This is a genomic window from Luteimonas sp. A611, assembly GCF_054072715.1.
The window spans coordinates 186482-208669 of sequence record NZ_JBSVRP010000002.1 but is presented as its reverse complement, the minus strand read 5'-3'; the positions used below and the strand labels follow the sequence as shown (position 1 = coordinate 208669).

The window sequence follows — 22188 nt, the reverse complement described above, 5'->3', positions numbered from 1 at the left end:
TTTCTACTGCGCGACCAACGGCCTTCGCCGGGATCGGGACATCCGGTCGCGGCCGAGGCTGTTCATGTGGGAGCAGTCGCGCCGAAACCGTTCCTGCGGGTGCGCGGGCCGGGCCGGACAGGCTGCTGTTGTCGCGCGTGGGCAATCGAAGGGAAGAGGGCGCGGCGCTGTCGCGCCTGCCGGGAGTGGATTGCTGCGTCGCAACATGCGGGCGGGAAGAAACCGGGCCGCCCGCTTCCATGCGGGCCAGCAAGCGCCCAATCTCAAAATTTGAGACTAATCAGCGGCTTGTGGATAACCTTTGAACAAGTCTGTGAAGTATCGCGCAAGTCATTGACCGGATTAATGAAATTTGCACATCAAGCCTGTTGACATCGCATTGACCCGTCCATAAGGTGGCGCTTCGTGGGGAGACCGGGAATTTCGTGGTTTTCCGACGCTGAAACCCGCCGCAGACGGGTACCTCCGGGCAGGATGTGGTGTTCCAGGGCGAGACCGCCATCACGATCGACGACAAGGGCCGGCTGGCGATTCCAACCAGCTACCGGGACCTTGTCGCGTCCGAGTGCGGCAACCGCCTGGTCATCACCTACAACCCCTTCGAGAAGGGGTCGCTCTACATCTACCCCTACGCCACCTGGGAAAAGGTGCGCGACGGTGTCAACGCGCTGCCGCGGGTCAGGGAAGCCAACCGGCGCCTGCAGCTGAAGCTGGTGGGCGCGGCGGCGATCGTCGAGCCCGACGGCAACGGCCGCATCGCCATCCCGGCCAGCCACCGCGGCGCGGTCGGCATCGAGAAGAAGGCCGTGCTGCTTGGCATGGGCGACAAGTTCGAACTCTGGAGTGAGCAGGCGCATCGCGCGCAGATCGAAACGCCCCTGGGCGACGACGATTTCGGCGACGACCTGGTCGGGCTGCAGTTGTGACCGCGGGTGCTGCGGGCACAGGCTCCGCGCACCTTCCGGTGATGTTCGAGCAGGTCATGGAAGGGCTGCGGGTGATCGAGGACGGAACCTATCTGGACGGCACGTTCGGGCGCGGCGGACATGCGCGCGGCGTGCTGCAACAGTTGGGAAGCGGAGGCCGGCTGCTGCTGATGGACAAGGATCCCGAAGCGATTGCAGTGGCCGAGCGCGAGTTCGGCGCCGACGCACGCGTCGTGATCCGCCGCGGCAGCTTCGCCGACCTCGGCCTTTGGGATGCGGCAGCCGATGGGCTGGACGGCGTGCTGCTGGACCTCGGCGTGTCCTCGCCGCAGCTCGACGTGGCCGGCCGCGGCTTCAGCTTCGGCAAGGACGGCCCGCTGGACATGCGCATGGACCCGGACAGCGGCGAAAGCGCGGCCCAGTGGCTGGCCCGCGCCGACGAGCGCGAGATCGCCGACGTGCTGTGGACCTACGGCGAAGAGCGCATGAGCCGGCGCATCGCCCGCGCCATCGTGGCGCATCGCGCGACCCGGCCTTTGCAGCGCACCACCGAGCTGGCCGAGCTGATCGCCTCGGTGATGCCGCGCGGCCAGCACCATATCCATCCGGCCACGCGCTCGTTCCAGGCGATCCGCATCCACGTCAACCGCGAGCTCGAAGACCTGGAGCGTGGCCTCGACGCGGCGCATGACGCGCTCAAGCCCGGCGGCCGGCTGGCGGTGATCAGCTTCCATTCGCTCGAGGACCGCATCGCCAAACGCTTTATCGCCGCGCGCGCCAAGGCGCCGCCCGGCAACCGCCGCCTGCCCGAGGCCACCGGCTTCGTGCCGACCCTGCTTGCCATGGGTGGCGCCGGCAAGGCGCGTGCGGACGAACTTGCCACCAATCCGCGGGCGCGCAGCGCAGTACTGCGGGTGGCGGAAAAGCAGGCGGGCGCGGAGCTGCGGCCATGACCCGCATGATCGTGGCCGTGCTGGTCATCGCCAACGTGATCTGCGCGATCGGCGTGGTCCATGCGCGCCACCTGCACCGCGAGCTGTACGTGCAGCTGACCCGGCTGGAGCGCGCGCGCGACGAGCTCAACATCGAGTTCGGGCGGCTGCAGCTGGAACAGGCGACCTGGGCCGAGAGCAACCGCATCGACCAGGTGGCGCGCACGCGGCTGGGCATGAAGTTCCCGGCCGCCGGCGAGATCGTGGTGGTGCAGCCATGAGGTTCGTCAAGACCAGCGGCGGTTCGGCCAAGAAGCCGCGCGCGCGCGCGCAGTTCAACCTGCACGGCCGGCTGATGCTGGTGGGCGGCGCGATGGCGCTGTGCGCGGTGGCGCTGGTGGTGCGCGCGGTCGACCTGCAGCTGGTCGACAACGCCTTCTACCAGAGCAAGGCCGACGCGCGCTTCCTGCGCGAGGTGCCGATCCCGACCTCGCGCGGCATGATCACCGACCGCAACGGCGAACCGCTGGCGGTGTCCTCGCCGGTCGAATCGCTCTACGCCAATCCGCAGGAGCTGGCCAACAACCCGGCCGCGGTTGCGCGCCTGGCCGAGGCGACCGGCCTGCCGCAGGACTACCTGACCCGCTACGTCTCGCAGCGCAAGGACAAGGAGTTCATGTACGTGCCGCGGCATCGCCGGGTCAACCCCGCGGTGGCGCAGAAAATCCTGGCGCTGCGCATCCCGGGCGTGTTCTCGCAGCGCGAGTTCCGCCGGTTCTACCCGCAGGGCGAGGCGGTCGCGCACGTGCTCGGCTTCACCAACATCGACGACCAGGGCCAGGAGGGCGTGGAACTGGCGTTCGACGAATGGCTGCGCGGCACCCCCGGCGCGCAGAAGGTCATTCGCGACCGCCACGGGCGCATCGTCGAACACGTCGACCTGATCCGCCCGGCGCAGCCCGGCAAGGACCTGGTGCTGAGCATCGATCGCCGCATCCAGTTCCTGGCCTACCGCGAGCTCAAGCGCACCCTGCTGGAGACCGGCGCGGCCAGCGGCTCGGTGGTGATCCTGGACGTGGCCACCGGCGAAGTGCTGGCGATGGCCAACCTGCCTTCGTACAACAACAACCGGGTCAGCGGCGAGAACCGCGATGCCTACCGCAACCGCGCGGTGACCGACCTGCTCGAGCCGGGCTCAACGATGAAGCCGCTCACCGTCGCCGCAGGGCTCGAGGCCGGCGTGATCACGCCGACGACGCGTTTCGACACCAGCCCCGGCTGGATTCCCAACGGCAAGTACCGCACCAGCGATTTCCGCAACTACGGCGTGCTCGACACCACCGGCATCCTCACCAAGAGCTCGAACGTGGGCGTGTCGAAGATCGTCAAGCTGCTGCCCGACAGCGACTTCGATGCCTTCCTGCGCCGCTTCGGATTCGGCAGCAGCACCGGCAGCGGTTTCCCCGGCGAGGCGCCGGGCACCTTCCCCACTCCGGAGCGCTGGAGCGGCACGACCAAGCAGACGCTGTCCTACGGCTACGGTCTGTCGGTGACGCCGCTGCAGATCGCGCGCGCCTACGCCGCGCTCGGCAACGGTGGGCGCCTGGTCACGCCGACCTTCGTCAAGGGCGGGCACAGCGGCGAAACCGTGCAGGCACTGGACCCAGTGGTGGCGGGACAGGTCATGCAGATGATGCAGACCGTCACCGAGCCCGGCGGCACCGCCACGCGCGCGGCGATCCTCGGCTACCACGTGGCCGGCAAGACCGGCACCGCGCGCAAGTCGTCCGGCGGCGGCTACGCGCGCCGCTACATCGCCTACTTCGCCGGCCTGGTGCCAGTGGAGCGTCCGCGCTTCTCGGTGACGATCGTGGTCGACGATCCGGACACCTCGGGCGGCGGGTCGACCTATGGCGGCGGCTGGATCTCCGCGCCCCTGTTTGCACGGGTGATGGAAGGCGCGCTGCGGCTGATGGACGTGCCGCCCGACGACATCGAAACCTGGCTGGCCGCGCAGGCGGCCGAGGAAGCCAAGCGCGCCAGGGCGCTGCGGACCACCGCGCCGGCTGTGGTGGCCTCGACCGTGTCGGCCGCGCAGCCCGGGGCGACGCCATGAGCCGCGCGATGTCCCTGACGCAGCTGTTGCCCGACGTGGTCGGCGTGCCCGCGTCGCTCCAGGTGTCCGGCCTCGTGCTCGACAGCCGCGACGTGCGTCCGGGCGATGCCTTCGTCGCGATCGGCGGCTTCGGCACGCATGGCCTGCATTTCACCGCCCAGGCGATGCAGGCGGGCGCGTCGGCGATCCTGTTCGAACCGCCGGTGCCTGGCGACGTGCCTGCGGCACCGGCCGATGCCATCGCCGTGCCCGGGCTGCGCGCACGCATGGGCACGATGGCCGATGCCTTCCACGCGCATCCTTCCGCGCGGATGACGACGGTCGGTGTCACCGGCACCAGCGGCAAGACCTCGACCGTGCAGCTGCTGGCGCAGGCGCTTGAGCTGTGCGGCACCCGCACCGGCACCATCGGCACGCTCGGCGCCGGCCTGTACGGCCAGGCGCGGCCGACCGGCTTCACCACGCCGCTGGTGCTGCAGACGCATGCGCTGCTGGCGCAACTGCACGATGAGGGCGCGCAGGCGGTGGCGATGGAGGTCAGTTCTCACGCGCTCGATCAGGGTCGCGTGGACGCGGTGCATTTCGCGGTGGGCGTGTTCACCAACCTCAGCCGCGACCATCTCGACTACCACGGCGACATGGAGGCCTATGGCGCGGCCAAGGCCCGGCTGTTCGCCACGCCGGGCCTGCGCGCGGCCGTGGTCAACCTCGACGATGCATATGGACGTCGCCTGGCGGCGACCTTGCCGGAAACGCTGCGGGCGATCGGCACCAGCGCGCGAGGTGCCGACGATGCGCAGCTGCGTGCGTCCGCCATCGCGCTCGACGCAGACGGCATCGCCTTCGACCTGCAGCTTGCTGGCCAGGTGCGGCGCGTGCTGTCGCCGCTGCTGGGCCGGTTCAACATCGACAACCTGCTGGCCGTCGCCGGCGTGCTGCATGCGCTCGGCCACGACGTGGATGCGATCGCGGGCGTGCTCGGCCGGCTGCAGCCCATCCCGGGCCGCATGAACCGCCTCGGCGGCGGCGACCGTCCGCTGGTGGTGGTCGACTACTCGCACAAGCCCGATCCGCTGGAGCAGGCGCTGGAATCGCTGCGCGGCCACCTGCGCGGGCGCCTGGTCTGCGTGTTCGGCTGCGGCGGCGAGCGCGACACCGGCAAGCGCCCGCAGATGGCGGCCATCGCCGAGCGCCTGGCCGACGAGGTCGTGGTCACCGATGACAATCCGCGCGGCGAAGACGGCGACGCGATCGTCGCCGGGATCATCGCCGGCCTCTCCGATCCGCAGCGCGCGCGCGTGCAGCGCGACCGCCGCGCCGCGATCATCGACGCCATCGGCCGCGCCGGGGCCGGCGATATCGTCCTCATCGCCGGCAAGGGCCACGAGACCTACCAGGAAGTGGCCGGCGTCCAGCATCCCTTCGACGACAGCGTCGTCGCGCTCGAAGCACTGGCAGGCGCCGCATGATCCCGATGCCGCTCTCGCGCATCGCGCAGTGGACCCAGGGTCGCCTGGAGGGCGCGGGCGATCTGCTGATCGACGCGGTCGAGACAGACACGCGCACGCTCGACACGCGCGACGGACGCGCCGCGCTGTTCGTCGCGCTGCAGGGTGCCAATTTCGACGGGCACGCGCACGTCGCCGACGCCGCGGCGCACGGCGCACGCGCCGCGCTGGTCTCGCGCATCGTCGATGTGGCGCTGCCACAGGTCGTGGTCGCCGACACCGAACGCGCGCTGGGCGCACTCGCAGCCGCGCTGCAGCGCGCGCGCAGCGGCAAGGTGGTCGGCATCACCGGCAGCAACGGCAAGACCAGCGTCAAGCAGCTCGTGCACGGCATCCTCTCGCGCACGCTGCGCGTCCACGCCAGTCCCGGCAACCGCAACAACGAGATCGGGCTGCCGCTCGCGGTGATCGATGCGCCGGAAGATGCCGAGGTCGCCATCTACGAGATGGGCGCCGGCAAGCGCGACGACATCGCCTACCTGACCGCGATCGCGCGTCCCGACGTGGCGCTGGTGAACAACGTCGCGCCCGCGCACCTGGAGCGCATGCAGAGCCTGCTCGGCATCGCCGACACCAAGGCCGCGATCTACGACGCGCTGCCGCACGACGGCGTGGCGGTGATCAATGCCGACGACGCCTTCGCCCCGTATTTCTCCGAACGCGCGCACGGTCGGCGGCTGCTGCGCTTCGGCCTGGAGGCCAGCGCCGACGTGACCGCGCGCGATATCCACCAGGACGGGGGCGCGTCGCGCTTCGTGCTGGTGACGCCGGTTGGTGAGGTCGAGATCGCGCTGCCGCTGCCCGGCCGCCACAACATCTCCAATGCCCTCGCGGCCGCCTCCATCGCGCTGGCCCTCGACGTCGGCCTGGACACGATCGCCGCTGCGCTGGCCGCAGCCGAGCCGGTGCAGGGGAGGCTGGTGCGCCATGGACTGGACAACGGCGCGGTGCTGATCGACGACAGCTACAACGCCAACCCCGGATCGCTCAACGCGGCGATCGACACGCTGGCCGCGGACGGCGGCGAGGGCTGGCTGGTGCTGGGCGACATGCGCGAGCTCGGCGAAGACGCGGTCGCGCTGCACGCGGAAGCCGGGCGCCGCGCGCGTCGCGCCGGACTCGCACGGCTGTTCGCGCTCGGACCGCTGAGCGTCGCTACCGCCGAATCCTTCGGCGAGGGCGGCTGCCATTTCGACAACCACGACGCGCTGGCCGCGGCACTGCGCGCGGACCTGCATCCAGGCGTGCGCGTGCTGGTCAAGGGTTCGCGCGGCAGTGCCATGGACCGCATCGTCGATGCGCTGCTGGCGCGCGACACGGAGGACCACGATGCTGCTTGAACTGACCCGCTGGCTGCAGCAGCTCGAGGGCCTGTTCGGCCTGTTCGGCTACCTGACCTTCCGCGGCATCCTCGCCGCGCTGACCGCGCTGCTGCTGTCGCTGTGGTGGGGCCCGGCGGTGATCCGCAGGCTGGCCCAGTACAAGGGTGGCCAGCCGATCCGCCAGGACGGCCCGCAGACGCACTTCTCCAAGGCCGGCACGCCGACCATGGGCGGGGCGTTGATCCTGTTCACCATCACCGCCTCGGTGCTGCTGTGGGGCGACCTGCGCAACAAATACGTGTGGGTGGTGCTGCTGGTGATGCTGAGTTTCGGCGCGATCGGCTGGTACGACGACTGGATCAAGATCGTGCGCCGCGACCCCAACGGCCTGAAGTCGCGCTGGAAGTACCTGCTGCAGTCGATCCTCGGGCTTGCCGCCGGCCTCTACCTGTACCTCTACGCCGACGTGCCGGCGGCCACCACGTTCTATGTGCCGCTGTTCAAGTCGATCGCTTTGCCGCTGGGAGGCATCGGTTTCGTTGCCATCGCGTACTTCTGGATCGTCGGCTTCTCCAACGCGGTCAACCTCACCGACGGCCTCGACGGACTGGCGATCATGCCGACCGTGCTGGTCGCCGGCGGCATCGCGGTGTTCGCCTATGCCTCCGGCCACGCCGAATTCTCGCGCTACCTGCAGATCCCGCCGGTGCCCGGCGCGGGCGAGCTGATCATCATCTGCGCGGCGATCGCCGGCGCGGGACTCGGCTTCCTGTGGTTCAACACCTATCCGGCGATGGTGTTCATGGGCGACATCGGCGCGCTGGCGCTGGGCGCGGTGCTCGGCACCATGGCGGTGATCGTGCGCCAGGAGCTGGTGCTGGTGATCATGGGCGGCATCTTCGTGATCGAAACGCTGTCGGTGATGATCCAGGTGGCCTCGTTCAAGCTCACCGGAAAACGCGTGTTCCGAATGGCGCCGATCCACCACCATTTCGAACTCAAAGGCTGGCCCGAGCCGCGCGTGATCGTGCGCTTCTGGATCATCTCGGTGGTCCTGGTGCTGGTCGGCCTCGCCACGTTGAAGGTGCGCTGATGGCCGTGACCACAGACTCCCGTGCATTCGAAAGCGCCCGCCAGGCCACGCGGCTGGATGCGATCGACGGTCGCTACGACGGCTGGCTGATCGCCATCGCCACCGCGATCGCGGCCTTTGGCGTGATCATGGTCGCCTCCAGTTCCATCGCGGTGGCGGTGAACCACGGCGAGGGGCCGTTCTACTACCTTGTCAGGCATGTCGTGTTCCTGGCGGTGGGCATCGCCTTGTGCGCAGGCGCGATGCGCACCGACCTGAAGCTGGTGGAAAAGTATCCGCAGGCCCTGCTCGGTGCCTGCGTGCTGATGCTGATGCTGGTGTTCGTGCCGGGCCTGGGACACACCGTCAATGGCGCGCGTCGCTGGGTCAACCTCGGCGTGTCGAACTTCCAGATCGTCGAGGCGGTGAAGATCCTCTACCTGGTCTGGCTGGCCAGCTACCTGGTGCGCTTCCGCGACGAGGTCAACGCCGGCTGGGGCGCGATGCTCAAGCCGATCGGCGTGGCGATCGTGCTCGTCGCGCTGCTGCTGGCGCAGCCCGACTTCGGCTCGGCGACCATGCTGCTCGCGGTCACCGCCGGCATGCTGGTGCTCGGCGGCGGCCACCTCAAGCGGATGATGGTGCCGGTGTTCCTGCTGCTGCCTGCGCTGGTGGCGGTGGCGGTGGTCGAACCCTACCGGCTGCGCCGCATCACCTCGTTCTGGAATCCATGGGAAGACCAGCTGGGTGCCGGCTACCAGCTCAGTAACGCGCTGATGGCGATCGGCCGCGGCGAGCTGACCGGCGTGGGCCTCGGCGCCTCGATCCAGAAGCTGTCGTACCTGCCCGAGGCGCATACCGATTTCATCTTCAGCGTGATCGGCGAAGAGCTCGGATTCTTCGGCCTGTTGTTCGTGATCGTGCTGTTTACCGCACTGGTCGGGCGCGCGCTGTGGATCGGCTACCGCTGCGTGGAGATGCGCCGCCACTTCGCCGGCTACGTCGCCTTCGGCGTGGCGCTGATGATCGGCCTGCAGAGCCTGGTGTCGATGGGTGTGAACCTCGGGCTGCTGCCGACCAAGGGCTTGACCCTGCCGTTGATCTCGTCGGGCGGCTCCAGCGTGATGATGACCTGCGTGGCGATCGGCCTGCTGCTGCGCGTGTCCTATGAACTCGACCGCGCCCAGCGCCAGGTCGCGCGGCTGCGCGGCGAGGGTGCACGTCCGGCCAGCGACTCGGCCCCGCCGCCGCCCACCAGCCAGCCGCCGCCGTCCGCGGTCGCCGCCGCGCGCGGCACCAGCCGCCTGCGCCCGCGCATCGAGCCGACCTTCAGCGGCATCGGGAGGAACGCATGATCCGCCGCCTGCTCGCCGCCCGCGAGCTCACCAAGGAGAGCATCGCCCGCGCGTTCTCGCGCGTGCACTTCGTCGGCATCGGCGGCGTCGGCATGAGCGGCATCGCCGAAGTGCTGTGCACGCTCGGCTACCAGGTCTCCGGTTCGGACACGGCCGACAATGCCACCACGCAGCGCCTGACGCGCCTGGGCGCGACCGTGCACCGCGGCCATTCCGCAGCCAACGTGCTCGGCACCGACTGCGTGGTGGTGTCGAGCGCGATCCGTCCCGACAACCCCGAGCTGATGGAGGCGCGCTCGCAGCGCATCCCGATCGTGCCGCGCGCGGAGATGCTGGCCGAGCTGATGCGTTTCCGTCGCGGCATCGCGGTGGCCGGCACGCACGGCAAGACCACCACCACTTCGCTCACCGCCAGCGTGCTGGGCGAGGGTGGGCTGGACCCGACCTTCGTGATCGGCGGTCAGCTGCTCGCGGCCGGTGCCAACGCGCGCCTGGGCAGCGGACAGTGGCTGGTGGCCGAGGCCGACGAGAGCGACGGCAGCTTCCTGCGCCTGAACCCGCTGATCGCGGTGGTCACCAACATCGATGCCGATCATCTGGAGAACTACGGCGGCGACTTCGCGCGCGTGCAGGCCGCGTTCTCCGAGTTCCTGCACCGGCTGCCGTTCTATGGCCTGGCGGTGCTGTGCGTGGACGATCCCGAAGTCGAGAAGCTCGCGCAGGACATGCCGCGCCACGCGATGACCTACGGCTTCTCCGCGACCGCCGACGTGCGCGCCGAGGACGTGGAGCAGGACGGTGGCACGATGCGCTTCACCCTGCGCTTGCCCGACGGCTCGCACACGCCGGTGACGCTGGCGCTGCCGGGCCGGCACAACGTGCTCAACGCGCTGGCGGCCTCGGCCATCGGCTGGCAGCTGGGCGTGGAGCCGGCCTCGATCGCGACCGCGCTGGAGAAGTTCGAAGGTATTGGCCGCCGCTTCAACCTACTGGCGCAGTTGCGCACCCCGCAGGGCGCGCAGGTGCAGCTGGTCGACGACTACGGCCATCATCCCAGGGAGCTGGCGGCCGTGTTCGAGGCCGCGCGCGGCGGCTGGCCGGAGCGGCGCCTCGTGGTCGCGTTCCAGCCGCATCGATACACCCGCACGCGCGACCAGTTCGATGATTTCGCCGCCGTGCTTTCCGACGTCGACGCGCTGGTGCTGACCGAGGTCTACCCGGCCGGCGAACCGCCGATCGCCGGCGCCGACGCCAAGGCGCTGGCACGCGCGATCCGCGCGCGTGGCCGCATCGATCCGGTCGTGGTCAATGGTGCGAACGAGCTGGTCGACGTGCTGCCCGACGTGCTGCAGGACGGCGACCTGCTGCTGATGATGGGCGCCGGCGACATCGGCCATGCCGCGCAGCAGCTGGCGCGCGATGGTTTTCCGGAGTCCGCGCGATGAGCTCGGCCGTGCCCGCGCTGCGCATCACCGACCCGGCCGCGTTCGGCCGCGTCGCCGTGCTGATGGGCGGTACCAGCGCAGAGCGAGAGGTGTCGCTGGATTCGGGCCGCGGCGTGCTCGAGGCGCTGCGTTCGCGCGGCGTCGACGCGCATGCGGTCGACGGCATCCCGGCGCTGGTCGATGCGATCCGCGCCGGCACGGTCGATCGCGTGTTCAACATCCTGCACGGCAACCGCGGCGGCGGCGAGGACGGCGTGGTGCAGGGCCTGCTGCACGCGCTGGGCGTGCCGTACACCGGCCCCGGCGTGCTGGGCTCGGCGCTGACCATGGACAAGATCCGCACCAAGCAGGTGTGGATTGCCGAAGGTCTGCCGACGCCGCGCTTCGTGCGCGTGCCCGGGGGCGCGGACGCTGCACCGGCGCTGCGTGCCGCCGTGCACGAGCTCGGCCTGCCGGTGTTCGTGAAGCCTTCCTGCGAAGGCTCGAGCGTCGGCGTGTTCCGCATCCTCGCCGAGGCCGACCTCGCGCCCGCCATCGAGTTCGCAGCCGGTTACGCCGGCGAGCTGCTGGCCGAGCAGATGGCGCAGGGCGCCGAGTACACGGTCGGCATCCTCGGCGAGCTGGCGTTGCCGTCGATCCGCATCGTGCCGGCCGGCGAGTGGTACGACTACCACGCCAAGTACATCGCCGACGACACCCAGTACATCTGCCCGGGCATGGACGGCGCCGAAGAGGACCACGTCCGCGCGCTCTCGCTCGCCGCATTCCGTGCCGCCGGCTGCAGTGGCTGGGGCCGCGTCGACCTCATGCACGACCGCGCGCGCGGCCTGCAGCTGATCGAGGTCAACACCGCGCCGGGCATGACCAGCCATTCGCTGGTGCCCAAGGCCGCCGCGCAGCTGGGCATCGACTACGCCGCACTGTGCTGGCGCGTGCTGGAGCAGACGCTGTGATCCGCCGCGCGCTCAAGGCCATGACCTGGCTGCTGGCGATCGCATTGGTGGCGCTGCCGGTGGTGGCGGTGTTCAACGGCTGGATCGGCGCGGAGCGCTGGCCGCTGCGCACCCTGCGGGTGACCGAAGGTCTCGAGCGCGTCGACACCGCGCGGCTGCGCGAAACGCTGCTGCCCTACGCCGCGCCAGGCTTTTTTGCGGTCAAGCTCGACCAGGCCCGCGCCGCGGTCGCGCAGCTGCCCTGGGTCGAACATGCCGAAGTGCGCAAGCGCTGGCCTGACGTGCTGGAGGTGCGCATCGCCGAACATCGTCCGTTCGCGCGCTGGGGCGAGGACCGGCTGCTGTCCGAACAGGGCCGCCTGTTCCCGGTGGCCGACATCGAGGTGCCGGAGGGCCTGCCGCTGCTGTCCGGTGCCGAGGCGCGCGTGCCGGACGTGGTCGCGCTCTACAACGAGTCGCGCGAGATGTTCGCGCCCGGCGGGTTCGCGGTCGCACGGCTTGCGCTGGACAGCCGCGACAGCTGGTCGCTCACCTTGGACAACGGCGTCGAAGTGGTGGTCGGCAGCCAGGAAGCGCGCCTGCGCCTGAAGCGCTTCGCGCGCGTGCTGCCGCAGCTGCTCGCGCGCAACCCGCAGTCGCTGCAGCGCGCCGACCTGCGCTACACCAATGGCTTCGCCCTGACCTGGGGCGAGCGGCCCAGTCCCCTCTCCCCCCAGATTCCCGGCTCCCCATCATGAACCGCAAAGGCGACAAGACCCTCATCGTCGGCCTCGACATCGGCACCTCCAAGGTGGTGGCGCTGGTGGGCGAGTACTCGCCCGGCAACCCGATCGAGGTGATCGGCATCGGCAGCCACGAATCGCGCGGGCTCAAGCGCGGCGTGGTGGTCGACATCGAGTCGACCGTGCAGTCGATCCAGCGCGCGGTGGAGGAAGCCGAGCTGATGGCCGGCTGCGAGATTCGCAGCGTGTACGCCTCGATCTCCGGCAACCACGTGCAGTGCCGCAACTCCAACGGCATCGTCCCGATCCGCGACGGCGAGGTGACCTGGGCCGACCTCGACCGCGTGCTCGATGCGGCCAAGGCGGTCGCCATTCCCGCCGACCAGAAGATCCTGCACGCGATTCCGCGCGAGTACGTGCTCGACGATTCGCAGGAAGGCATCCGCAACCCGGTCGGCATGACCGGCGTGCGGCTTGAAGTGCACGCGCACCTGGTGGTGTGCGCGCAGTCGGCCGCGGCCAACATCAGCAAGTGCGTGCAGCGCTGCGGGCTGTCGATCGACGACCTGGTGCTGTCCTCGCTGGCCTCGAGCACCGCGGTGCTGACCGGCGACGAACGCGAGCTCGGCGTGGTGCTGGTCGACATGGGCGCAGGCACCACCGATCTTGCGGTGTTCGTGCAGGGCGCGATCTGCCATACCGCGTCGCTGCCGATCGCCGGCGACAAGGTCACCGAAGACATCGCGCACATGCTGCGCACGCCGACGCCGGAAGCCGAGCAGATCAAGGTGCGCTACGCCTGCGCGCTGGCGCAGCTCGCGACCAGCGAGGAATCGATCCAGGTGCCGAGCGTGGGCGATCGCCCGCCGCGGCGCCTGCCGCGCCAGTCGCTGGCGCAGGCGGTGCAGGCGCGCTACGAGGAAATCTTCGAGATGGTGCAGGCCGAACTGCGCCGTTCGGGCTTCGAGCAGCACGTGCGCGCGGGCATGGTGCTCACCGGCGGCGCCGCAAAGATGGAAGGCGTGGTCGAGCTGGCCGAGGAAATGCTGCAGATGCCGGTGCGCGTCGGCATCCCGCAGCACGTCACCGGCCTGGGCGAAGTGGTCAACAACCCGGTCCACGCCACCGGCGTGGGCCTGCTGCTGATGGGCAGCCAGATCGAGAACCCCAGGCGTCCGTCGTTGCCGACCGGCAAGGCGGGCAGCCTGCTGAAGAAGATCAGTACCTGGTTCCGGGGGGAATTCTGATGTCCACCGGCATCCAGGTCGCGAGCGGGATCAGGGCGAGGCGACGACGAAAGCGAAGCTGAAGTTTGGCGGTACGTGGCAACCCGGCAACGAATAATCAAAAACTAGAGAGGACAAGGACATGGCACATTTCGAACTCGTGGAAAAGATGGCCCCGAATGCCGTGATCAAGGTGATCGGCGTCGGCGGCGGCGGCGGCAACGCGGTCGCGCACATGGTCAGCAGCAGCGTGGACGGCGTGGAGTTCATCACCGCCAACACCGACTCGCAGGCGATCCGCAACTGCGGCGCCAAGCTGCAGCTGCAGCTCGGCGGCAACGTCACCAAGGGCCTGGGAGCGGGTGCCAATCCCGAGGTCGGCCGCCAGGCCGCGCTCGAGGATCGTGAGCTCATCATGGACGCGCTGCAGGGCGCCGACATGGTCTTCATCACCGCCGGCATGGGCGGCGGCACCGGCACCGGCGCCGCGCCCGTCGTCGCGCAGCTGGCCAAGGAGATGGGCATCCTGACCGTGGCCGTGGTGACCAAGCCGTTCCCGTTCGAAGGCCGTCGCCGCATGCAGGTCGCGCTCAAGGGCATCGAGGACCTGTCCTCGCACTGCGACTCGCTGATCACCATCCCCAACGAGAAGCTGATCACCGTGCTCGGCCGCAACGCCACCATGGTGCAGGCCTTCCGCGCCGCCAATGACGTGCTGCTCGGCGCGGTGCAGGGTATCGCCGACCTGATCGTGCGCCCGGGCCTGATCAACGTCGACTTCGCCGACGTGCGCACCGTCATGGCCGAGATGGGCCTTGCGATGATGGGCACCGGCCACGCCCGCGGCGACGACCGCGCGCAGGCGGCAGCCGAGTCCGCGATCCAGAACCCGCTGCTCGACGACGTCAACCTGGCCGGCGCCAACGGCATCCTGGTCAACATCACCGCAGGTCCGGACTTCACGATGGCCGAATTCGACGAAGTCGGCCGCACGATCGAGAACTTCGCCAGCGAGGACGCGACCATCGTCATCGGCACCGTGCTCGACCCGGACATGGCCGACGACGTGCGCGTGACGGTCGTGGCCACCGGCCTCAACCGTGGCGTCGCGCGCAGCGGCAGCCGGGGCAGCGACCAGGCCCAGTTCGAGGCGCAGGCACGCCGTCCGCACGTGCAGCTGATCAGCACGGGCAAGCGCGACGGCACCACCGGCATGTTTGTCGAAGACAGCAGCGAGAGCTTCGGTACCGGCAGCAGCATCGCCGCCGGCCTGCGCGGCCGCACCGCCGCCGAACCGGCCCCCGCCACCTCGCCGGCTGCCGACTTCGGCAACGACAGCTACCTCGACATCCCCGCGTTCCTGCGCCGCCAGGCGGACTGAGGCAACTCGCAAGCATCAACCCTCCTCCGCTTGCGGGGGAGGGCAGGTTGGGGGCACGTTCCGACGCTTCGTCACTTGCCCCATCCGGCCGTTCCACCGCGGCCTGGCACGCCTTCGCTCCCGTTCAGTTCAGCGGCTCGGGTGATAATCTCCGCCGTTGTCCCCAGTCCCGGGGCCGTCACGGACCTGCACAGGCTCTCCAGATGCCGCAGCAACGCACCATCAAGAACGTGATCCGCGCCACCGGCGTCGGCCTGCACAGTGGCAACAAGGTGTTCCTGACGTTGCGCCCGGCCGCTCCCGAGACCGGCATCGTGTTCCGCCGCGTCGACCTCGACCCGGTGGTCGAGATCCCCGCGTCCGGCGAGCTGGTCAGCGAGACCACCCTGTGCACCGGCCTGTCCCGCGATGGCGCCAAGGTGCAGACCGTCGAGCACCTGATGTCCGCGCTGGCCGGGCTTGGCATCGACAACATGTACGTGGAACTGTCGGCGCCGGAAGTGCCGATCATGGATGGCTCGTCGGGCCCCTTCGTGTTCCTGCTGCAGTCGGCGGGGATCGTCGAGCAGGATGCGCCCAAGCGCTTCATCCGCATCAAGCGCCCGATCGAGGTGCGCGATGGCGACAAGATCGCGCGCTTCGAGCCCTACGACGGTTTCCGCCTCGGCTTCACCGTGCAGTTCGACCACCCGGCCATCCCGCAGTCACAGTCGCGCGCCGAGGTCGAGTTCTCCACCGGCAACTACATCCGCGAAGTCAGTCGCGCGCGCACCTTCGGCTTCATGCGCGACCTGGAATACATGCGCGATCTCAACCTCGGCCTCGGCGGCTCGATGGACAACGCGATCGTGCTCGACGAGTTCCGCGTGCTCAACGACGACGGCCTGCGTTACGCCAACGAGTTCGTGCGCCACAAGATCCTCGATGCGGTGGGCGACCTGTACCTCGCCGGGGGTCCGATCCTTGGTGCCTTCGAGGGCTACAAGTCCGGCCACGCGCTCAACAACAAGCTGGTGCGGACGCTGCTGGACGAGCGCGACGCCTGGGAAGAAGTCACTTTCCCCAGCACCGCGGCGCCGCCGGTCGTGTATGGCGAGCCTGTCGCGGCCTGAGTGGGGCGCGACACCGGTCGCTTTCCATCGCGGCTGAAGCCGCTCCTGCGGGGATGGATGCTGCGTTGTAGGAGCGGCTTCAGCCGCGATCTGGCCCACAGGCCCCATCTTTCTTCACAACGCGCCCCCGTCCCTGAACGGCCTCCACAGCCCCGTCACGCCCGCTGTGCCGCGGCGCAATGGGGAAAACTGTGCGCTCGTCACGCCGATTTAACGAAATATCAGCTTTTGTGAAGCGAAGGCTTAACGCCTCGCCGGCGGGTGGCCGCTAGGATGCCCTGTCCGCGTGGGCCGGCCAGGACGCCGCCCAACCACCCACCGGACGCCGGAAGGTCTCACTTGGCGGTATTTCCGCCTTCCGGTTCGGGTTCGACCAGGGCCTCAAGGGCAGCGCGAAACGCTTCCTGCGCAGCCGGGCCGGGGCCAGTGGTTCGGGTATCGGCGCGCGGAGGGGGCGCGGGACGCTCGATCGGTTGCGAGGTCTGCCGGATGGTGACCTCACGTACTTCCAGCCCGACGGAGCGGGCGGCGTCGAGCAGTTCGTCGGCCGCCAGGCGCAGCCTGGCATGCCAGACGGGGGAATCGACGAGAAACACCAGCCTGCCATCGGCCACGTTGGCCAGCCGCACATGCGCGGCCAGCCCGGGGGGCAGGAGGGGACGAAGTTGGCGATCCAGCGCGTCAAGCCCGAGGGCATGGCGCACCGGGTTGCGAGCGGTACCAGACAGCAGTGCATCGAGCGCCGTCTGCATGGTCGCGGAGCGATCCGCAGCAGCCGGCACCTTTGGCGAACTGGACCGCCGCGATCGGTAATCAGACATAGGCTTATGACTTTACACACAATCTCCGTGCAGACGGTGTCCACGCTCAGGGACCTGGGTGCACGCGCACACAGGCGCCTGCTTGAACGTCCACTCGCCGCGGCCCTGCTCCTGCTGGGAGCGGGCGTGGTCATCGGCGGCGGCCTCAACGCATCGGGCGTGACCCACCTGCAGCGCGAGGTGGCCAGCCAGGAACAGGCGCTGGACGGCACCCGTCGGGAAGCGCAGCGCGAAATCAACGCGCTCGCCGCGCGCCTGGGCGAGCTGCAGGCGCAGGCCAACCGCCTCAACGCGCTGGGCGACCGCCTGACCCGCATCGCCAAGCTCGGCGACGGCGAGTTCGACTTCGAAGGGCCGGTCGGCATCGGCGGTGCCGAACCCAGCCAGGACATGCCCGCGCGGCAGCTGCTCGATGGCCTGGATGGTGTCCAGGCAGAGTTCGGCAGCGCCGGGCGACAGCTGTCGGTGCTCGAGGCGCTGCTGTTCGACCAGGAGCTGGAGCGCAACGCGGTGCCGTCGCGCTCGCCGGTGGCCAACAGCTACATCACCTCCCGCTACGGCGGCCGCGCCGATCCCTTCGGCGGCGGCAGCCAGTTCCACAAGGGCATCGACTTCGACGCCAGGACCGGCGACCCGGTGATGACCGTGGCCGACGGCGTGATCAGTTTTTCCGGCGTGCGCAGCGGCTACGGCAACGTGGTCGAGGTCGACCACGGCAATGGCTACGTCACCCGTTACGCGCACAACTCGCGCAACACGGTGAAGGTCGGCGACCTGGTCCGCATCGGCCAGGAGATCGCCAAGGCCGGCTCGACCGGCCGCTCCACCGGCGCCCACGTGCACTTCGAGGTCTGGGAAAACGGCCGCGTGCACAACCCGCGCAAGTTCCTGGGTGAGATCGACCGGCAGTAGGGTGGCGCGCGGCTGCGTGGTTGCCGGCATCCGGTCAGGGCGACGGAGCCGGAAGCCTGTCGTTTCGACGGAACCCCAAGCTTGTCATTTCGACCGAAGGGAGAAATCTCCAGGCGACGAGATCTCTCCCTGCGGTCGAGATGACAGGGCGGGGCGGCGACGGCCAGATCTCTCCCTGCGGTCGAGATGACAGGGCGGGGCGGCGACGGCCAGATCTCTCCCTGCGGTCGGGATGACAGGGCGGGGCGGCGGGAGGCAGATCTCTCCCTGCGGTCGAGATGACAGGGCGGGGCGGCGCGAGGCCCGCCTCCCGCCCGCCAAAACCTTGCAAACGCGTCCGGGCGTCACCACGGTACAATGCGCGTTGCCATCGAAAAGGGCGCCACTGCGCCCTTTTTCATTGCCGGCGCGCCGCATCCGGCGCAGCAGTCCGGCCCCGTCACAGCTTCCGGTAACCCAATGCTCAATCGCCTGCTCACCAGCGTCTTCGGCAGCCGCAACGACCGCTTCGTCAAACAGCTCGGCGGCATCGTCAAGAAGATCAACGCCCTCGAACCGCAGATGCAGGCGCTGTCGGACGCCGAACTCCAGGCCAAGACCGAAGAGTTCAAGCAGCGCATCGCCAATGGCGAAGCCCTCGACAAGGTGCTGCCCGAAGCCTTCGCCGTCTGCCGCGAAGGCAGCGTGCGCGTGCTCGGCATGCGCCCCTACGACGTGCAGCTGATCGGCGGCATGGTCCTGCACATGGGCAAGATCGCCGAGATGCGCACCGGCGAGGGCAAGACCCTGGTCGCGACCCTGCCGTGCTACCTCAACGCGCTCGAGGGCAAGGGCGTGCACGTGGTCACGGTCAACGACTACCTCGCCCGCCGCGACGCCGCCCAGATGGGCCAGCTCTACAATTGGCTGGGTCTGAGCGTGGGCGTGGTCTATCCCGGCATGAACCACGGCGACAAGCGCGCCGCCTACGGCGCCGACATCACCTACGGCACCAACAACGAATTCGGCTTCGACTACCTGCGCGACAACATGGCGATGTCGAAGGCCGACCGCTATCAGCGCGGCCTCAACTACGCCATCGTCGACGAGGTCGACTCGATCCTGATCGACGAGGCGCGCACCCCGCTGATCATCTCCGGCCCGGCCGACGAATCGCCCGAGCTCTACATCAAGGTCAACCGCCTCGTGCCCTCGCTCAAGCGCCAGGAGATCGAGGACGGCGTGGGCGATTACTGGGTCGACGAAAAGGGCAAGCAGGTGCACCTGTCCGAGGCCGGCCAGGAACACGCCGAGGAGCTGTTGCACAAGGCCGGCATCCTGGAAGAGGGCGACGATCTATACGCGCCGCACAACATCCACGTCGTCCACCACCTCAACGCCGCGATGCGCGCGCACGCGATCTACCAGCGCGACGTCGACTACATCGTGCGCGACGGCGAGGTGGTGATCGTCGACGAGTTCACCGGCCGCACCCTGGTCGGCCGCCGCTGGTCCGACGGCCTGCACCAGGCGGTCGAGGCCAAGGAAGGCGTGCCGGTGCAGCGCGAGAACCAGACGCTGGCCAGCATCACCTTCCAGAACCTGTTCCGCATGTACAACAAGCTGTCGGGCATGACCGGCACCGCGGATACCGAAGCCTTCGAGTTCAACAGCATCTACGGCCTGGAAGTGGTGGTGATCCCGACCAACCGGCCGATGGTCCGCGTCGACCATTCCGATGCCGTGTTCCTCAACCGAAACGGCAAGTACCGCGCCGTCTCCAACGAGATCAAGGATTGCTTCGAGCGCGGCCAGCCGGCACTGGTGGGCACCACCTCGATCGAGGTTTCCGAGCTGCTGTCGGAATTCCTGCGCAAGGAGGGCATCGCCCACGAAGTGCTCAACGCAAAGCAGCACGAGCGCGAGGCGCAGATCATCGCCAACGCCGGCCGCCCCAAGGCGGTGACCATCGCCACCAACATGGCCGGCCGCGGCACCGACATCGTGCTCGGCGGCTCGCTCGAGGCGGAGCTGCATGCGCTGGGCGAAGACGCGACCGAAGCCGAAAGGGCGCAGGTGCGCGCCGAATGGCAGAAGCGCCACGACGAGGTCGTCGCCGCAGGCGGCCTGCACATCGTCGGCACCGAGCGCCACGAGAGCCGCCGCATCGACAACCAGCTGCGCGGTCGCTCCGGCCGCCAGGGCGACCCGGGTTCGAGCCGCTTCTACCTGTCGCTCGAAGACAACCTGATGCGCATCTTCGCCGCCGACTGGGTGCAGAAGGTGATGGCGCGCATGGGCCTGAAGGAAGACGACATCATCGAATCACCGCTGGTGTCCAAGCAGATCGCCAACGCGCAGCGCAAGGTCGAGGCCCACAACTTCGACATCCGCAAGAACCTGCTCGACTTCGACGACGTCAACAACGACCAGCGCAAGGTCATCTACGGCCAGCGCGACGAGCTGCTCGACGCGGAGAGCATCAAGGACAACATTGAGGGCATCCGCGGCGACGTGGTGGCCGAGACCGTCGAGCGCTTCGTGCCGCCCGATTCGATCGACGAACAGTGGGACCTGCCCGGTCTGGAGTCGACGCTGGAGCAGGAGTTCGGCCTGCGCCTGGACCTGCAGACGATGGCCAGCACGCGCAAGGAACTCGATGCCGCCGACATCCAGGACCACGTGCGCGAGGCGGTGGAAGACGTGTTCACCGACAAGGAAGCCCAGGTCGGCAACGAGACCATGCGCGCGCTCGAGAAGCACATCATGCTCAACGTGCTCGACGACAACTGGAAGCAGCACCTCGGCCGCATGGACTACCTGCGCCAGGGCATCCACCTGCGCGGCTATGCGCAGAAGCAGCCCAAGCAGGAGTACAAGAAGGAAGCGTACGAGCTGTTCAGCGAGTTGCTGGACAAGGTCAAGCGCGAAGTCGTGACCCTGCTGGCGCGCGTGCGCGTGCGCAGCGAAGACGAGGTCGCCGCGATCGAGGCGCAGGAACGCGCCCAGGCCGAAGCGCGCCTGCGCCAGGCGCAGTTCCAGCACGCTGATTCCGGCGGCTACGGTGCCGACGAGGAAGCCGCCCAGCCCGACTACCAGCACGGCCCGCAGAGCCCCATCGTCCGCGACGGCGCCAAGATCGGCCGCAACGACCCCTGCCCCTGCGGCAGCGGCAAGAAGTACAAGCACTGCCACGGCCAGCTGGCCTGACTGCAGCTCGGGCCCCGTAACGTCCCCCGATTTGCTCCCTCCCCCGCCTGCGGGGGAGGGCTGGGGTGGGGGCCGCCGGTAGCGACGGCATCCCGCCACTCCGCCCGGCTTTGCTACCCTGCCACCTCGCGCATTCCTCTGCCGTTCCGTGCCCCCAGCCCGTTCCATCCCGCCAGCCACCGCCGACGCCACCCCGCGGGCCACGCACGTCATGGCTGGGGTGATCACCGACGCGCGCGGCCGGGTGCTGCTGGCGCGGCGCAGTCCCGGGCGTGAACTCGCCGGGCTGTGGGAGTTCCCCGGCGGCAAGGTCGACCCCGGCGAAACACCCGAAGCCGCGCTGGTGCGCGAACTGGCCGAGGAACTCGACATCGAGGTCGAGGTCGGCGCGCCTCTGATCGTCGTTCCCCACCAGACCCCGAGCCGCCTGCTTCGGCTGGATGTCCGCCATATCAAGGCCTGGCGAGGGAAGCCCAAGGGCTGCGAAGGGCAGGCACTGGCCTGGGTGCGGCCCGACAAGCTGCATCGCTACGACATGCCCGCGCCCGACCGGCCTGTCGTTGCCGCGCTGCTGCAGCCCGACCGCTGCCTGGTGACGCCCGCTCCCGGTGACGACGACATGGCCTGGCTTGCCGCCCTGGGCGCAGCTCTGTCCCGTGGCATCCAGTGCGTGCAGTTCCGCATGCCGGGCGTCGCGCACGAGCGTCAGCAGCGGCTGCTGGATCAGGCCGTCGCCCGGTGCCGCGGCGGCGGAGCCCAGCTGCTGGTCAACGGCAACGTCGAGCTGGCGCGACAGCACGGAATCGGGCTGCACCTGCCTGCGGCCAAACTGCGCGAGCACGCGGAGCGCCCGCTGCCCGCGGACCAGCTGCTTTCCGCCTCCTGCCACGACGCGACGGAGCTGGACCTGGCCCAGGCGCTGGGCTGCGACTTCGCCATCGTCGGCCCGATCCTGCCCACGCCCACCCATCCCGGCCAGCCCGGCATCGGCTGGGCCCGGTTCGAGGAACTGCGCGCGCGCGTTTCGCTGCCGATGTACGCCATTGGTGGGCTGACACCTGACGACATTCCCACCGCACGCAGCCACGGCGCCCAAGGCATCGCCGCGATCCGTGGCCTCTGGCTGCCATCGCAGGACAGCGTCCTTCCGTAGGAGCGGCTTCAGCCGCGATCGAACTCCCAGGTTCGACGGGACT

18 protein-coding genes are annotated in these 22188 nt (G+C 69.2%); 17 read left to right on the top strand and 1 reads right to left on the bottom strand.

Annotated elements, in window-relative coordinates; all coding sequences use genetic code 11:
• Positions 1 to 479 precede the first annotated feature (479 nt).
• The 14 genes from ACW5EG_RS11320 (at position 480) to lpxC (ending at position 16070) form a co-directional block, all read left to right on the top strand.
• Positions 480 to 926, top strand: a complete 447-nt coding sequence (locus tag ACW5EG_RS11320; protein WP_457019313.1) for a division/cell wall cluster transcriptional repressor MraZ — start codon at positions 480 to 482, stop codon at positions 924 to 926.
• The gene (gene rsmH / locus ACW5EG_RS11315; protein ID WP_457019314.1) at positions 923 to 1879 is read left to right on the top strand and encodes a 16S rRNA (cytosine(1402)-N(4))-methyltransferase RsmH; all 957 of its coding nucleotides are present in this window, start codon (positions 923 to 925) and stop codon (positions 1877 to 1879) included. Before ACW5EG_RS11320 ends, rsmH begins: the two co-directional genes overlap by 4 nt.
• A complete protein-coding gene (gene ftsL / locus ACW5EG_RS11310) occupies positions 1876 to 2139 on the top strand; it encodes a cell division protein FtsL (RefSeq protein ID WP_457019315.1) in 264 nt (87 codons plus the stop codon). Before rsmH ends, ftsL begins: the two co-directional genes overlap by 4 nt.
• The gene (locus ACW5EG_RS11305) at positions 2136 to 3974 is read left to right on the top strand and encodes a peptidoglycan D,D-transpeptidase FtsI family protein (protein WP_457019316.1); all 1839 of its coding nucleotides are present in this window, start codon (positions 2136 to 2138) and stop codon (positions 3972 to 3974) included. Before ftsL ends, ACW5EG_RS11305 begins: the two co-directional genes overlap by 4 nt.
• Positions 3971 to 5443, top strand: coding sequence for a UDP-N-acetylmuramoyl-L-alanyl-D-glutamate--2,6-diaminopimelate ligase (locus ACW5EG_RS11300; protein ID WP_457019317.1), 1473 nt, complete (start codon positions 3971 to 3973; stop codon positions 5441 to 5443). Before ACW5EG_RS11305 ends, ACW5EG_RS11300 begins: the two co-directional genes overlap by 4 nt.
• On the top strand, positions 5440 to 6822 hold the full coding sequence (locus ACW5EG_RS11295) for a UDP-N-acetylmuramoyl-tripeptide--D-alanyl-D-alanine ligase (protein ID WP_457019318.1): 1383 nt from the start codon (positions 5440 to 5442) through the stop codon (positions 6820 to 6822). The genes ACW5EG_RS11300 and ACW5EG_RS11295 overlap by 4 nt, the downstream gene beginning before the upstream one ends.
• Positions 6812 to 7897, top strand: coding sequence for a phospho-N-acetylmuramoyl-pentapeptide-transferase (gene mraY / locus ACW5EG_RS11290; protein WP_457019319.1), 1086 nt, complete (start codon positions 6812 to 6814; stop codon positions 7895 to 7897). Before ACW5EG_RS11295 ends, mraY begins: the two co-directional genes overlap by 11 nt.
• Positions 7897 to 9231: a putative lipid II flippase FtsW gene (gene ftsW / locus ACW5EG_RS11285; protein WP_457019321.1), complete on the top strand. Its 1335-nt coding sequence runs from the start codon at positions 7897 to 7899 to the stop codon at positions 9229 to 9231. The genes mraY and ftsW overlap by 1 nt, the downstream gene beginning before the upstream one ends.
• Positions 9228 to 10676 carry a UDP-N-acetylmuramate--L-alanine ligase gene (gene murC, locus ACW5EG_RS11280; protein ID WP_457019323.1) on the top strand — a complete coding sequence of 483 codons (1449 nt, stop codon included), beginning with the start codon at positions 9228 to 9230 and terminating at the stop codon, positions 10674 to 10676. Before ftsW ends, murC begins: the two co-directional genes overlap by 4 nt.
• On the top strand, positions 10673 to 11629 hold the full coding sequence (locus ACW5EG_RS11275) for a D-alanine--D-alanine ligase (protein WP_457019324.1): 957 nt from the start codon (positions 10673 to 10675) through the stop codon (positions 11627 to 11629). Before murC ends, ACW5EG_RS11275 begins: the two co-directional genes overlap by 4 nt.
• Positions 11626 to 12366, top strand: coding sequence for a cell division protein FtsQ/DivIB (locus tag ACW5EG_RS11270; RefSeq protein WP_457019325.1), 741 nt, complete (start codon positions 11626 to 11628; stop codon positions 12364 to 12366). The genes ACW5EG_RS11275 and ACW5EG_RS11270 overlap by 4 nt, the downstream gene beginning before the upstream one ends.
• The gene (gene ftsA, locus ACW5EG_RS11265) at positions 12363 to 13598 is read left to right on the top strand and encodes a cell division protein FtsA (protein ID WP_457019326.1); all 1236 of its coding nucleotides are present in this window, start codon (positions 12363 to 12365) and stop codon (positions 13596 to 13598) included. The genes ACW5EG_RS11270 and ftsA overlap by 4 nt, the downstream gene beginning before the upstream one ends.
• Positions 13599 to 13719: 121 nt before the next feature.
• Complete coding sequence (gene ftsZ / locus ACW5EG_RS11260) at positions 13720 to 14958, top strand: cell division protein FtsZ (RefSeq protein WP_457019327.1); 1239 nt, start codon at positions 13720 to 13722, stop codon at positions 14956 to 14958.
• A 203-nt stretch (positions 14959 to 15161) separates the two neighbouring features.
• On the top strand, positions 15162 to 16070 hold the full coding sequence (lpxC, locus tag ACW5EG_RS11255; protein WP_457019328.1) for a UDP-3-O-acyl-N-acetylglucosamine deacetylase: 909 nt from the start codon (positions 15162 to 15164) through the stop codon (positions 16068 to 16070).
• A 335-nt stretch (positions 16071 to 16405) separates the two neighbouring features.
• Here lpxC and ACW5EG_RS11250 read toward each other — a convergent pair whose 3' ends face one another.
• Entirely contained in the window at positions 16406 to 16891 is a 486-nt protein-coding gene (locus ACW5EG_RS11250) for a DUF721 domain-containing protein (protein ID WP_457019330.1), read from the bottom strand.
• Between the two features lie 6 nt (positions 16892 to 16897).
• Between ACW5EG_RS11250 and ACW5EG_RS11245 the strand changes: the two genes are divergently transcribed.
• The 3 genes from ACW5EG_RS11245 to ACW5EG_RS11235 all read left to right on the top strand — a co-directional run bounded on the left by ACW5EG_RS11245 (position 16898) and on the right by ACW5EG_RS11235 (position 22145).
• Positions 16898 to 17803: a M23 family metallopeptidase gene (locus ACW5EG_RS11245; RefSeq protein WP_457019331.1), complete on the top strand. Its 906-nt coding sequence runs from the start codon at positions 16898 to 16900 to the stop codon at positions 17801 to 17803.
• A 459-nt stretch (positions 17804 to 18262) separates the two neighbouring features.
• The gene (gene secA, locus ACW5EG_RS11240) at positions 18263 to 20992 is read left to right on the top strand and encodes a preprotein translocase subunit SecA (RefSeq protein WP_457021494.1); all 2730 of its coding nucleotides are present in this window, start codon (positions 18263 to 18265) and stop codon (positions 20990 to 20992) included.
• Positions 20993 to 21158: 166 nt separating this feature from the next.
• On the top strand, positions 21159 to 22145 hold the full coding sequence (locus tag ACW5EG_RS11235; RefSeq protein ID WP_457019575.1) for a Nudix family hydrolase: 987 nt from the start codon (positions 21159 to 21161) through the stop codon (positions 22143 to 22145).
• The last annotated feature ends 43 nt before the right edge of the window (positions 22146 to 22188 follow it).